Raw genomic sequence first — 12,988 nt, forward strand, 5'->3', positions numbered from 1 at the left:
CCTATTCTTTTGGGCGCACAAAACCTTCGGATACACCGTTTTTTCACGATTTTTTCACGGAAGGGGTGTTGGAAAATTACGGTACATTCACGGTCCAATCTTAACCTTTCTTAACCTGTCACGGATTTTTGGCAGGCACCCGCCCGCTTGGGGCTATTTAGAAAGGGCATTAAGATGAAACTTTATATGAAACTTATGACCACAACGGCACTGGCGCTCAGCGTCGCGGCCTGCGGATCGTCGAAAGGGATCGACAAGGTTATCGACGTCACCGATATCACGAAAGAGGCGCAGGCCAAACGGACGTTTGCGACTGATAAGGACGGCAATCCGGTCGATGCAGGCGGTGCCATCGCAGCAGGCAAGACGCTGACCGCGCGTGCCGTCGGGGTGAGCCTGAAAAACCTGAACTACGAAACTGGCAAAACCAGCCTGAAATCCGGGGGCACCGCGTCTATCAAACGCAATGACGCAGGCGCGCTGACGGTGACCATCAATGGCGTAGAGAAAGCCTTTAAGCCAAGTGATATAACGGCCGAGGGTGATGGCTACGAAGTAGATGGGGCGGACGGATATTTCGGCGTCTACAGCTACACGGACCAGATCGCGGACTTTCTGACTGCCGGCAACGGCTATTCGCAGGTGATTGAAATCCAGCGTGACCTGAATGATCCCGATAACCCCGGTTTGCATGAAAACGCGTTTGCGGTCATCGGCACCGAGACCGCGGACGCGGATCTAAAGGCCTTGCCCAAAGCGGTTTATTCGGGTCGATCACGGGTGAATGTGATCCCGAATTCCGGTTTCGAATCCAACCAAGAAAGCCGGTATAAAGTACGCAGCGAAGTGGCGATGACGGCCGATTTCGGTGCGGGCGAAGTCTGGGGGACCATTGGCAACACAACGGTCCAAGACCCCGGAAGCGACGTACGTGATGCCATTGGCGGCACGATCAAGATGAACAAGACTAGCTTTGACAACAATGGCTTTGCTGGAACATTGACCGCTGACCAAACCTTTATCAACGAGCTGGAAGTCGACAGTGGCTCGGGCACCTATTCCGGTGCCTTCTATGGTCCCGAAGCTGAAGAAGTTGCTGGCGTGCTGACATTAGGCCTGACCGATGGCGATGAAAGCATGAACGGTAGCGGCTTCTTCACCGCCGATAAACAATAACGTCGGTTCAACGAGATAGAGAAGCGCCAACCAAATTACGGGTCCAGCTTCTCTTGGCGTGGGCATGACCTCAAGCCATGCCTGCGTCTCCCCATTATTTCATGTGGGAGACGCAGAGCAGAGATCAGGGTTCACGCCGATTTAACTGCTTGAGGGTTAAACCATGAAACATCTAATTTATGCCGCCCTGATGGGCGTTCTATTCGCGTTCCAGTCGTCTGGATCGGCGCAGGCCGCGACACCGCAAGACTATCTGAAACGGGGGGAGTATGACGCGGCGCGGTCCAGTCTGGCCAAGCTGGTGGCGAATGACCCCAACGGGCCGGTGCATCAGGCCTATCTGGAGGGGCAGATTTTGCTGCGAAAGAACCAGCCTGCGGCGGCGATTGAGTTGTTCCGCGATCTGGTGCGCATCGCGCCCGCCTATGAACCGGCCCGAAGGGAGCTGACCTTGCTGCTGGCCCATCGTGGCGATGTGACCGCCGCGCGATATCATGCAGAGCGGCTGGTGGCGGAAACCGCCGACGAACAGCTGCGGGCCGGGTTGCAGACCTACATCTTGAACAACACCTCGCGCAAACCCAGCGGCTTTGCGCTGCGTTTTGCGTTGCTGCCATCGTCGAACCAGACACGCGGCAGTGCCGAGCAGGAGATTTTGGTTGGCGGGGTGCCGTTCACGTTGAACCCCAGTTCGCGGGCGTCTTCGGGTGTCGGGCTGTCGATCGGCGGCACCGCATGGCGGCGCTGGCAGTGGAGCGAGACATGGTCGGGCGTCGGCTCAGCCAGTCTGGATGCCAAGTTCTACGATTCAGCGTTGAACACCGAAACCACCGCCATCGTCCGTTTCGACGTTATTCGGGGCGGGCAGCGGGGGCGGTTCTCGTTCGGCCCGATTACCGAGCTGAGCTTTTCGGATTCTGACATCGTGCGCCGCCGCTGGGGGGCAGAGGTGCGAGGGGCCTACCAACTGCGCCCACGTGATGTGGTGTCGGGGGCGCTGCGGTTCGATCGTCAGACCTATGACCAAAGCCCGTTTCGCGACGGGCACCGGATGCGGGCGTCGGCGTCGTATCAGCATCGGGTGACGCCGACACTCGGGCTGTCGTTTGGCGTGTCGCACCTGCGCGAAACGACGCAGCGCGCGCATCTTGATCACCGTGAAACCGGCGTCTCGGTGGGCGTCGATAAGCAGTGGAAATCGGGCCTGTCTACCGGTGTGGTTCTTGCGTTTGAACACGACAGATACGACGGTATTTTCCCCGGTACGGTGACCCCACGCGAGGATGACACCACCAGCGTCACCTTTACCGTGCAGCACAACAAGGTGCAGATCGGGAAATACGTGCCGCGGATCACCTATACTTACACGCGGGCAAAATCGAATGTGGCCTTGTTCGATTATGACAGCCACGACATCGGGGCGAGCCTATCGATGAAGTTCTAAAAAAAAGGGAACGATAGGCCTTTCCTGCAATCACATGCTGTGTGCCCCGTTTAACCTGACAAAACACAGGTTTGCGGGACATTCGGGAAAGATATCCACGTAAAACTTTCAAAAAGTTGGATTAATTAGCTTCCCTTACCTTGCGGCGCCTCGATCCGAGGTGCAGAAAGACGCCGTATACGCGGTGGTCTGCAAAGCAAGGGAGACACGTATGAAAGACTGGAACGCTTTGGCGAGCGACCTTTATGATGGCAGCTTTCGCCCCATGTTCATCAATGGCAAATGGTGCCCGGCCCAATCGGGCGCAGAGATGGATGCGCGCAATCCGGCGAACGGGTCTTTACTGGCGACCGTACCGCAGGGGGGCGAGGCGGATATTGATGCCGCAGTGAAAGCCGCCCGCGCGGCGTTCGAGGGGCCTTGGGCCAAGTTCACCCCGTTCGAGCGTCAGGCGTTGCTGCTGCGCATCGCCGACAAGTTCGAGGCAGAATGGGAACGCCTGTGCCTGTCGGACACATTGGATATGGGGATGCCGATCCAGCGTACGCTGGCCAACAGCCGTCGCGTGTTAGGGATGTTGCGGTTCTATGCGGGGCAGGCGGTGATGATCCACGGCCAGACCATCCCGAATTCCTTCCCCGGCGAGATTTATGCATCCACCGTGCGTGAACCCGTGGGCGTGGTCGGGGCAATTATCCCGTGGAATGCGCCAATCGCCGGTTCCGTCTGGAAGATCGCGCCTGCGCTGGCGACCGGCTGCACCGTGGTGTTGAAACCGTCCGAGGAGGCGTCGCTGACCGTGCTGATGATCGCGCGGTTGATGCAAGAGGCGGGGCTGCCCGACGGGGTGCTGAATGTGGTGACCGGACTGGGGGCCGACGCCGGTGCGGCGCTGGCGGCGCATGCGGATGTGGACAAGATCGTGTTCACCGGTTCAACGGCCACCGGTCAGGCGATTGCCCGCGCGGCGACGGGTACGTTGAAACGCGTCTCGCTCGAGCTGGGGGGGAAATCACCCGTTATCGTGTGCAAGGACGCGGATATCGACAAGGCGGTGCCCGTGGCCGCGATGTCTGTCTTTGCAAACTCGGGTCAGATTTGCATCGCCGGATCGCGGCTGTTTGTGGCGCGCGAGATCCATGATGAATTCACCCGCCGCGTGGCGGAGTTTGCTGCAGGGTTGAAGATCGGGCAGGGGATCGACGAGGGCACGGATATCGGGCCCATCATCTCGGCCCGTCAGGCCGACCGGATTGCGGGCTTTTTGTCGGATGGTCCGGCGGAAGGCGCATCGGTTCTGACCGGCGGGCACCGCGCCGAAGGGGCTGCGCTGAAAGGCGGGCATTACATCCAGCCCACCGTTTTTAGCGGCGTCACCGACGACATGCGCATCGCCCGCGAAGAGATTTTCGGCCCCGTAATTTCCGCGCTGCCCTTTGATGATCTGGACGAGGTCGTGACCCGCGCCAATGACACGCCCTACGGGTTGGCTGCTGGTGTATTCTCGACCAATCTGGGCACGGCGCACAAGCTGGCGCATCGGCTCAAGGCTGGCTCTGTCTGGGTGAATATGTACCACGCGATTGATCCGGCGGTGCCGTTTGGCGGGGTCAAGATGTCGGGCTATGGCCGCGAAGGCGGGACCGAGCATCTGGAAGAATATCTGGACACCAAAGCGATCTGGATCAACGCGGACTAAGCTGCGCGTAAAGTCGAAGGGGGAGGAACGCGATGAAAGTTGGCATTATCGGTGTCGGTCTGATGGGCCACGGCATTGCGCGGAACGTATTGCGCAAGGGCAAGTTCGATTTGGGCTTTTTGGATCATCCGGGCAACCAGCCGGTGGATGAGATCACCGGCCTGGGCGCGGTCGCCTATGACACCCCTGCCGCGCTGGCGGCGGCCTGCGATGTGATTATTCTTTGCGTCACCGGATCGCCTCAGGTGGAGACGATTGTGACCGGCGATAACGGGCTGGTGTCGGCGTTGAAACCCGGCGCGGTGGTTGTCGATTGTTCGACCGCGCTGCCCGACAGCACCCTGCGCATGGGCGACGCGGTGCAGGCCGCGGGCGGGGCCTATCTGGATGCGCCGATGACGCGCACGGCGAAACATGCCCATGAAGGGGCGCTGAACCTATTGGTGGGGGGCGACGCCGCTGTGCTGGAAAAGGTCCGGCCCGTGCTGGCAAGCTTTACCGATACGGTCGACCACGTCGGTGCGCTTGGCCACGGGCACCGGTTAAAGCTGCTGCATAACTATGTGTCGGTGGGGTTCATGACCCTTTTGGCCGAAGCCGCGGCACAGGCAGCCGATGCGCAGATCGATCCGCAGGTGTTCGTGGACGTTTTGGCTGGCGGGGGCGGGGCGAGTGTCGCGCTGGACCGCCTTGCCCCCTACATCACGCAAGGCGACCGCGAAGGGCTGCCCTTTTTCGTCAGCAATGCACAAAAAGATATCGACTATTACCGTGCCATGTCGACCGCATCGGAGGCGCAACAGACCGTCGCCGATAACGTCTCTGTCGCGCTCGCCCGAACGGTCGAGGCGGGGCATGGTCAGGCCTATGTGCCCGAGCTGGTAAAGTTGTTCAGGAAATCCGCGCAGGGCTAAGCCAGCGTTGCGCGGTGCCACGAGGGCTGCATCTTGTCAGCTTTGGTGGGTTTAGATAGCACATCCAAAAGGTTACTGGGAGGTTACCATGAAATTCAATCTGACACATTTTGCGGCCGCAAGCGCCTTTGTTGCGCTGGCGGGTCCTGCCGCCGCGCAGACCGAGATCAAGATCGGCTATGCCCTGGCTCCCGACAGCCACTACGGCGTCGCGGCGCAGAAATTCGAAGAGGTCGTGCTGGCGGAAACCGGCGATCAATTCAGTTTCAAGCATTTCCCGTCTTCGGGTCTGGGCGGTGAACGCGAAGTGATCGAGGGGCTGCAACTGGGCACCATCGAGGCAACAATCGTATCCTCGGGCACATTGGCGAACTTCGTCCCCTCTACCGGTGTTTTTGACATTCCGTTCCTGTTCAGCGGGCTGGATCACGCCCGCGCCGTGCTGGACGGGCCCATCGGTCAGGAAATTCTGGGCGAGTTCGACAACGTCGGTCTGCACGGTCTGGCCTGGGGCGAACAGGGCTTTCGCCACATCACCAACAACCGCAATGCGATCCACACGCCTGCCGATGTCGAAGGGCTGAAGATCCGCACGATGGAAAACCCCGTGCACCTCGCGGCGTTTGACGCCATGGGCGCGGCCCCCACGCCGATGGCATGGCCCGAGGTGATTTCGTCGTTGCAGCAAGGTGTGATCGACGGTCAGGAAAACCCGCTTTCGGTGATCGTTTCGGTCAAGCTGAACGAAGTGCAAAAGTATCTGACCCTGTCGGGCCATGTCTATTCGCCCGCGATGCTGCTGGTGTCCAAACCTTTCTGGGAGGGGTTGGACGACGATCAGAAAGCCGCGTTGGAAAAAGCCGCGACTGAAGCGGCTGCCGCGATGCGGGGCTACGTTGACGATGTAGAAACCTCGGGCGTGGAAACGCTGAAAGAGCGTGGCATGGAAGTCAACGCCCTGTCCGGCGAAGAGAAAGCTGCGTTTCAGGCGTCGATCAAATCAGCCTATGAAGGCTACTATGACACCTATGGCCAAGAGCTGGTCGACTCGATCGTAAACTTCGAGTGAGCAATACCGCCGGCATCCAACGGGTGCCGGCGACATCGGGCGAGGGGAAGCCGTGAAAAGACTGGAAACCATTTTCGTGGCGTTGAACGGTTGGGCGCTGATCCTCATGCTTTCGGCAATGACGCTGGTCGTCGGTGCCAATATCACCCTGCGCTATGTGACCGCCCATTCGCTGCCTTGGGCGGATGAGGCGGCGCGCTACCTGATGATCTGGATGACCTTTAGCGGCGCGGGACTTGTGCTGCGCACTGGCGGGCATGTCGCGATCACCAATCTACAGGATGCGCTGCCCAGCATGGGGCAAAAGCTGCTGCGGGCGGGGATTGCCTTGGGGCTTTTGGTCTTTTTCGGATTCATGGTCTACGTCGGCATCCAATATGCGCAGCGCATGCAGTATCAGGTGACGCCCGCACTGCGGATGCCCTTCCTGTATGTCTACGCCGCGATGCCGGTCGGGTTTGCGCTGCTGATCGCCCACCTGCTGCTGATTGCGCGCCCCTTCATCATGGCGGGGGATTATAAACGTATGGATGGGGCCACCGCCGATCCGCTGCCCGGAGGCGCAAATGGCTGAGATCCTTTTTCCCGCGCTTTTCGTACTGCTCGCCCTTGGTCTGCCCGTGGCCTTTGCGATGGCGATATCCGTCTTTGTCGCGCTGAGCTTCGGGTCGTCCTACCCCAACCTCGTTGTGGTGAAAGAGATGTTCTCGGGCCTTGATAGTTTTCCGCTGCTGGCGGTGCCGTTCTTTATCCTCGCGGCGGAGATCATGACCGGCGGGGCGGTGACCCTTGCGATGCTGCGCTTGGCGCAGTCGTTGGTGGGGCATCTGAAAGGCGGGCTGGGGCATGCGAATGTCGTGAGCTCTGCCATGTTCGCGGGGATCTCCGGCTCGGCGCTGGCCGATGCTGCGGGGCCGGGGACGATGATGATCCGCATGATGGAGAAGGGCGGCTATGGCCGTGCCTATGCCGGAGCGCTCACCATCTCGAGCTCGGTCGTGGGGCCGATTATTCCGCCGTCGATCACGATGATTATCTACGCAATGCAGGACCAGCAGGTATCGGTCGGGTCGCTGTTCATGGCGGGTGTGCTGCCGGGTATCCTGATCACCGCAGCGGTGCTGCTGGCCAATGCGCGGGTCAGCCACAAACGCGGCTATGCCAGCGGCGCGCCGATGCCCCCCTTGGCCGAGATCGCGCGGATCGCGCTATACGCGCTGCCCGCGCTGATGCTGGTGGTGCTGATCGTCGGCGGTATCCGTTTTGGCGTGTTCACCCCGACCGAGGCGTCGGTGATCGCGGTTTTCTACGCGCTGTTCGTCGGCATGTTCATCTACCGGTCGCTGCGGGTCGCGGACCTGCCCGCGATCATCCTACGCGCGGCTTTGGTGTCAGGCGCAGTGCTGTTGATCCTTGGCGCTGCACGGGCCTTTGCCTGGGTGTTGATCATCGAAGGCGTGCCGCAGTTTCTCGCGGAAACCATCATCGCATGGGACCTGTCGCCAATTGTCTTTCTGCTTGCGGTGAATGCGCTGTTGCTGGTGTTTGGTCTGTTCATGGACCCGCTGCCCGGGGTGATGATCCTTGTACCGATCCTTGCACCGATCAGCTTTGCCCTTGGGATTGATCCGGATCATTTCGCGATAATCGTGATTGTGAACCTGACGTTGGGCCTGACAACGCCCCCTGTGGGGAGCCTGATTTTCGTGGTCTCGTCGGCAGTGAACATCAAGCCATCGGCCCTGATCAAAGAGATGCCGCCGTTCTTTATCGCTTTGATGGGGGCGCTGCTGTTGATCACCTTTATCCCTGCGCTGTCCACGTGGTTGCCAATGCTCAGCGGTTTCTGAGGGCAACTGTCCTTTGTTATCGGCCTGTTTGCCAAGGATAAATGCCAATTTAACCCTGCCTTAAGCATAATAAACTTTCCCAGATTCGTGAACTGTGGTCATGTTGGGGAAAAAGTTGGGCAGGCAATGACAATAACTTATGCAGCAGCGCGCAATGCGCCGATGTTGGCGTTGGAAGATGAACGTGTCCTGCTAAAGGATTGGCAGGACAGCAAAGATAAGTTCGCACTTGAATCCTTGGTGCTGTCTCATGCGCGTATCGTGTTCTACTGGGCGCGCAAGCTCAGCGATAATCAAGCCGAACGCGAAGACCTGATTTCAGAGGGTATATTGGGCCTGATCCACGCCGCCGATCTGTTTGATCTGGACCGTGATGTGCGCTTTTCGACCTATGCGAAATGGTGGGTCAAGAACGCGACAATGACGGCGCGCAATCACTTGCGTACAATCGTTGAGACACCGGCAGGCGTGCAACGCACTGTGCAGCATTCGATTGATGACGACGAAAGCTTTGCGCTTCTTGCGTCCGAAGACCCTAACCCCGAAGAAGCGGTGATCGCGCAATCGTCGCAAAGTCTGATCCGCGCCCGTCTGTTTGAAGCGATGGCCCTGCTGCCGCCAATGGACCGCGAGGTGTTGCAAGCACGCACGCTTCGGCAGCCACCTGAGAGCATCCAAGATTTGGCGACCCGAATGGCGGTCACGCCGGCCAAGCTGCGCCAGGTTGAACGCCGCGCAATGACACGGTTGAAGTACGAACTCGCTGCACGCGGCGTTCTGACCAGCAAGATGCATTGATATGAATGCTGCTCTCTCTGCCTTGATGACGGGACAGTCGGGTATGAAACCGGCCAAAGGTGCCAGCGCCGTGCCTGAAGGGTTCGCCGCGTTGATGGGAGCCGTGCCGATCGCCGAGACCGGCACAACGGTGCCGCCCTTTACCCTCGGCCCCGATGGTGAGCCTATTCTGCCGGGTAGTGACGATGCTACCGCCGAAGGGATGGCAGATATACTGGGCCTTTCCCTGACCGCAGAGGAAGCGGGCGATCCGACAGCCCTGTCGATGGAGGCGTCCTTCACCGGTCTGATGATCGCCGCGCCGCCGGCGTTCGCGGCTGCTACCCCACAGGAAACGGGGCCGGTGACCGTCGCGACCACGGTCAACGTCCCCGCTGTCACTGTGCCACAGGCCACTGTACAAGTTGTGGCTGGCGCACCTGACCCGCAGCTGCCGCTGACGGCTGCAGCTGCTGCGCCATTGGCCGCTGATGCGGTAGCAGCAAGTGCGACGCAAACACCTGTTAAGGTTGCGCTTGAAGCGAGTGCACCTGCGGCGACGCCACCAGTAGAGGCGAAAACCGATGCCAAAATCGCTGCGCCCGCACCGCAAACGGCCCTTATTCTACCGGCAGGGACCGCACCCACGATACCTGCGACGGATCAACAACCGATAAGTGCCACGACAAAGGTTCAGACCGTAGCACAAACGCAGGCGGTGACGGGGATGCAGCCCGTCCCTAAACCGGAGGGTAGTGGCAAGCTTTCCATTCCGTCGCGCGCGGTGCCGCAAGCCGCGACAGCTGTTGAAGGAGCCGCCGCGTCAGAATCAATGACCGACGCGGATGCGCCCGTTGCGCCGTTGCGACAGGCCGCCTTCGGGGCGGAGCAGCCAACCTTTCTCAATAACGCCGCCGCGCAGGGCAAAGCGCCCGTTGACGGCACCGCGACCTTCCGGCCCGCCGAGATGGCTCAACCGCAACCCGTCGAAAGCAACGCGCTACTCCTTGCTGATCAGGCGAGCGACCTGAAAGCTGCTGCGCCAAGCCCAGAGGTGCAAAGCAAGCCAGCGCCAAAACCCTTTGCCGATGCGCTGATCTCGCAGGTGAAGTCGGTCGAGGCGAAAGAGGGGCGTACGTCGGTCAGCCTGCATCCGCGTGGATTGGGGCAGATCGAGATTGATGTCGTGACGGACAAGGACCATGGTACCCGCGTCGTCGTGCGTGTTGAAAACCCCGCCGTGCTACAAACGCTGCGCGACGAACGGCAACTGCTGGCGCAAGGCTTGGGGTTCACCGATGCGGGTAGCTTTGAATTCCAGCAAGGTTTTTCGGAGGATCGTACACGCGACCAACAGCAGTCCCATGTGCCGTTTGGCGGGGCAAATGACGACACAGCGGGCACTGTGACCGCTGGCGTTCAGCACAAAAATGTGGTGGATGACGGACAACTTGATATTCTCACCTAAGGGGGTGTGATCCATGCTTACAAGCCAGACACTGTTGAACAACGTCACCAGCACGAGCCAGAGCTCGGCGCAGGATTCACTGGGCCAGCTGGGGGAAGACTATACCAAATTCCTGACCCTGTTGACGGCACAAATCCAGAACCAGGATCCGCTTGAACCGGTCGACAGCACACAGTTCGTGGCACAGTTGGCGCAGCTGTCCCAGGTCGAACAAGCGGTGCAGACAAATACCCAGCTTGAGACGCTGACCAGCCAGATCAGCGGCTTGCTGAACCTTGGTGGTACGGACCTTTTGGGGCGCGACGTAACGGTGCAATCTGACGTGGTGATGCTGGCGGACGGCAAGACAGCCTCGACCTATGAGGTTGGTGCCGGTGCGTCTAATGTGACTGCGAAAATCTTTGATCCGCTGGGGCGGAATGTTCGCACGATGACAGGCTTGACCGCGGTATCCGGCACATCGAACCCTCTTGGATGGGACGGTCTTGACGATTACGGTAATGCGCAGTTGGCGGGGAAATATACCGTCGTACTGACCGCAAAAGACGCGGCGGGCAACAATATTGCAATCCAGCCGTCCCGAAGTGCCCGCGTTGAAGACGTGCGCTTTCGCGAGGGAGAGATCATTTTTGGTCTGGATGGCGGTGAAACGGCATCGTCAATCACCGTGAAGTCAGCCAGCTAAATACGGATCTTTTAGTCGCGCAGGCTGATATTGCTGTAAAAGGTGTTCAGCCGCGCGGTACGTACCGCAGGAAAATTAACGTATAATTTGCGTACGATCTGTGCTGCAAGCTCCGCCTTGCGGGTTTCTTCGGCGATCGGTTGCGCAAGGCTTTGATCTGTTTCGGCCAGTTCGGCAATCGCTGACACGGTGGCGTCGCGCAAACGGGCACGCCCCACGGCACCGTTGATCTCGTGAAAAGACACTTCCCCCATGACAAAGACATCCATGTCGAACATCAGATGCAGGACCTTGCGACTTTGCATAATCTGCATGGTGAACTTGCCCAGAGGCATTTTGAACATCAGTTCTTGCGTCACCGCCTGACCGGAGGGAGCCGAAGGCGTCGGCCGCATAAAGCGTTCGCCGACATAGCCCATGGCCCCTGCGCCGATTACGCATGCGGCTATGATGATGTATTTAATCACAGCCGCGGCCCGCGTCAGTAGGGCAGGAACACTTCAAGCGCGTCCTGACCGTAGCGTGCAGTTTGTACCGTCGAAATCTGTCCGCGTCCGCCATAAGTAATCCGCGCTTCGGCGATCTTGTCATAGTCGATGGTGTTGCCGACGTTGATATCCGACTGGCGGATGATACCGGCGATGCGGAGCTCGCGCAGTTCGTTGTTCACCTTGACCTCCTGGCGCCCTGCGATCACGAAATTTCCGTTTGGCAGGGTCTGGATGACAAGCGCTGCGACGCGCAGACGAATGCTTTCGTTGCGGCGGATTGACCCTTCGCCCTCACTCGAAGAACTGCTGGAAAGCCCGATCAGTTTCCCGCTTTCGGTCGAGGTATCAAAGTTCAGGATATCGGGGTCATCAACGCCTGTCGACGACGAGCGGCTGCGCCCGGTGGCGTTTTGCAGCTGCGCACGGTCATCAATATCGATCAGGACAGTCACAAGGTCACCGATATCACCCGCGCGGCGGTCTTGAAACAGACGCGGTGTTTGTTTGCTCCAGAGGCTGGCCTGATCTGCACGTTTCGGCTGGTCGGCTGGCGTGGGCAGGGGCATCGGAATGCTGATGCGGTTGACCTCGCCCATATGGTCAGGGCTGAGCGTCAGATCGCTGACCGTGGGGTTGTGGGTTTCTTTGAAGTCGCCACAGGCCGAAAGCAAAAGCGCCGACGCCGCAAGGATACAGCCCAAGCGGGCGGATAAACGAAGGGATGTCATTGTACGACCTCGACGACGCCTGCTGCCATCGCGATGGTGGACAGGGCCTTGTTGCTGGAAAGATTGACGACGCGCAGTTCCTGACCCTTGTGGGCATCATCCAGGGCGCGTCCTTTTGCGGTCAGTTGCAGCCCGCCATGAGACAAGCGGATCTTAACTTTTTCGCCGCGGCTGATGATCCGGGGCGGCATGACTGAATTGCGGGGCACAGGGCGACCGGTCACCAACATGCGCCGGACCTGCTGCCCGACAAGTTGTTCATATTCATTGATCGCATAGCTGCCGACCCGCTGCATGGGCATCTCGACCAGCGACACGTCTTGTGCGCGCACGATTTCGTCAGGCACGATACGGCGGTTCGGGACTGGTATGGTCAGCGTGACCATCGCCAAGCCCCAGACCCGCTGCGGCACACCGCTGTCGGTCACGATATTCGCGATAAATTGGCCCGAGTCAGGGTCGATCCAGAACTCCTGGACAAAGTTCCCTTCCTGGATCAGCCCCTCGGCCATGCGGATCTCCAGCTTGGCTTTTGCGGGCAGGGTTGCGCCCAGTTCTCCCACAGCACGTTCTTCGATCAGGTCAGTCACAGGCACGGGTTGCGCGGCTGCAGGGCCCGGGACCATAAAGACCGCAAGCTGGAACAGGACGAACAGGGCTATGGCAACACGTTTCATCGGTCTAACC

At 59.5% G+C, this 12,988-nt stretch carries 13 protein-coding genes; 10 read left to right on the forward strand and 3 right to left on the reverse strand.

Annotated elements, in window-relative coordinates:
• The first annotated feature begins 174 nt into the window (after positions 1 to 174).
• The 10 genes from BLQ98_RS08160 to BLQ98_RS08205 all read left to right on the forward strand — a co-directional run bounded on the left by BLQ98_RS08160 (position 175) and on the right by BLQ98_RS08205 (position 11,082).
• A complete protein-coding gene (locus tag BLQ98_RS08160) occupies positions 175 to 1,176 on the forward strand; it encodes a transferrin-binding protein-like solute binding protein (RefSeq protein WP_093732855.1) in 1,002 nt (333 codons plus the stop codon).
• A gap of 163 nt (positions 1,177 to 1,339) precedes the next feature.
• Complete coding sequence (locus BLQ98_RS08165) at positions 1,340 to 2,620, forward strand: surface lipoprotein assembly modifier (protein ID WP_093732856.1); 1,281 nt, start codon at positions 1,340 to 1,342, stop codon at positions 2,618 to 2,620.
• Between the two features lie 211 nt (positions 2,621 to 2,831).
• Positions 2,832 to 4,319, forward strand: a complete 1,488-nt coding sequence (locus tag BLQ98_RS08170) for an aldehyde dehydrogenase family protein (RefSeq protein WP_093732857.1) — start codon at positions 2,832 to 2,834, stop codon at positions 4,317 to 4,319.
• Between the two features lie 32 nt (positions 4,320 to 4,351).
• Positions 4,352 to 5,233 carry an NAD(P)-dependent oxidoreductase gene (locus BLQ98_RS08175; RefSeq protein WP_093732858.1) on the forward strand — a complete coding sequence of 294 codons (882 nt, stop codon included), beginning with the start codon at positions 4,352 to 4,354 and terminating at the stop codon, positions 5,231 to 5,233.
• Between the two features lie 88 nt (positions 5,234 to 5,321).
• The gene (locus BLQ98_RS08180; protein ID WP_093732859.1) at positions 5,322 to 6,302 is read left to right on the forward strand and encodes a TRAP transporter substrate-binding protein; all 981 of its coding nucleotides are present in this window, start codon (positions 5,322 to 5,324) and stop codon (positions 6,300 to 6,302) included.
• Between the two features lie 52 nt (positions 6,303 to 6,354).
• On the forward strand, positions 6,355 to 6,876 hold the full coding sequence (locus BLQ98_RS08185) for a TRAP transporter small permease (RefSeq protein ID WP_093732860.1): 522 nt from the start codon (positions 6,355 to 6,357) through the stop codon (positions 6,874 to 6,876).
• Positions 6,869 to 8,152 (forward strand): TRAP transporter large permease, encoded by a 1,284-nt coding sequence (locus BLQ98_RS08190; protein WP_093732861.1) that lies wholly within the window; start codon positions 6,869 to 6,871, stop codon positions 8,150 to 8,152. The genes BLQ98_RS08185 and BLQ98_RS08190 overlap by 8 nt, the downstream gene beginning before the upstream one ends.
• A 126-nt stretch (positions 8,153 to 8,278) precedes the next feature.
• Positions 8,279 to 8,950 carry a sigma-70 family RNA polymerase sigma factor gene (locus tag BLQ98_RS08195; RefSeq protein WP_093732862.1) on the forward strand — a complete coding sequence of 224 codons (672 nt, stop codon included), beginning with the start codon at positions 8,279 to 8,281 and terminating at the stop codon, positions 8,948 to 8,950.
• Between the two features lie 43 nt (positions 8,951 to 8,993).
• Complete coding sequence (locus BLQ98_RS08200; protein WP_244148394.1) at positions 8,994 to 10,397, forward strand: flagellar hook-length control protein FliK; 1,404 nt, start codon at positions 8,994 to 8,996, stop codon at positions 10,395 to 10,397.
• A gap of 13 nt (positions 10,398 to 10,410) precedes the next feature.
• Complete coding sequence (locus BLQ98_RS08205) at positions 10,411 to 11,082, forward strand: flagellar hook assembly protein FlgD (RefSeq protein ID WP_093732864.1); 672 nt, start codon at positions 10,411 to 10,413, stop codon at positions 11,080 to 11,082.
• A gap of 11 nt (positions 11,083 to 11,093) precedes the next feature.
• On the opposite strand, the gene BLQ98_RS08210 is transcribed toward BLQ98_RS08205, so the two are convergent.
• Genes BLQ98_RS08210 through flgA form a run of 3 tightly spaced genes read right to left on the reverse strand, consistent with a single transcriptional unit; the run spans position 11,094 to position 12,978 of the window.
• Positions 11,094 to 11,549, reverse strand: coding sequence for a flagellar biosynthesis protein FlgH (locus BLQ98_RS08210; RefSeq protein ID WP_093732865.1), 456 nt, complete (start codon positions 11,547 to 11,549; stop codon positions 11,094 to 11,096).
• A gap of 14 nt (positions 11,550 to 11,563) precedes the next feature.
• A complete protein-coding gene (locus tag BLQ98_RS08215; RefSeq protein ID WP_093732866.1) occupies positions 11,564 to 12,301 on the reverse strand; it encodes a flagellar basal body L-ring protein FlgH in 738 nt (245 codons plus the stop codon).
• Positions 12,298 to 12,978, reverse strand: coding sequence for a flagellar basal body P-ring formation chaperone FlgA (gene flgA, locus BLQ98_RS08220; protein WP_093732867.1), 681 nt, complete (start codon positions 12,976 to 12,978; stop codon positions 12,298 to 12,300). The genes BLQ98_RS08215 and flgA overlap by 4 nt, the downstream gene beginning before the upstream one ends.
• Between the last annotated feature and the right edge of the window lie 10 nt (positions 12,979 to 12,988).

The organism is Sulfitobacter litoralis (genome assembly GCF_900103185.1).
In the GTDB taxonomy this organism is placed as follows: Bacteria; Pseudomonadota; Alphaproteobacteria; order Rhodobacterales; family Rhodobacteraceae; genus Sulfitobacter; species Sulfitobacter litoralis.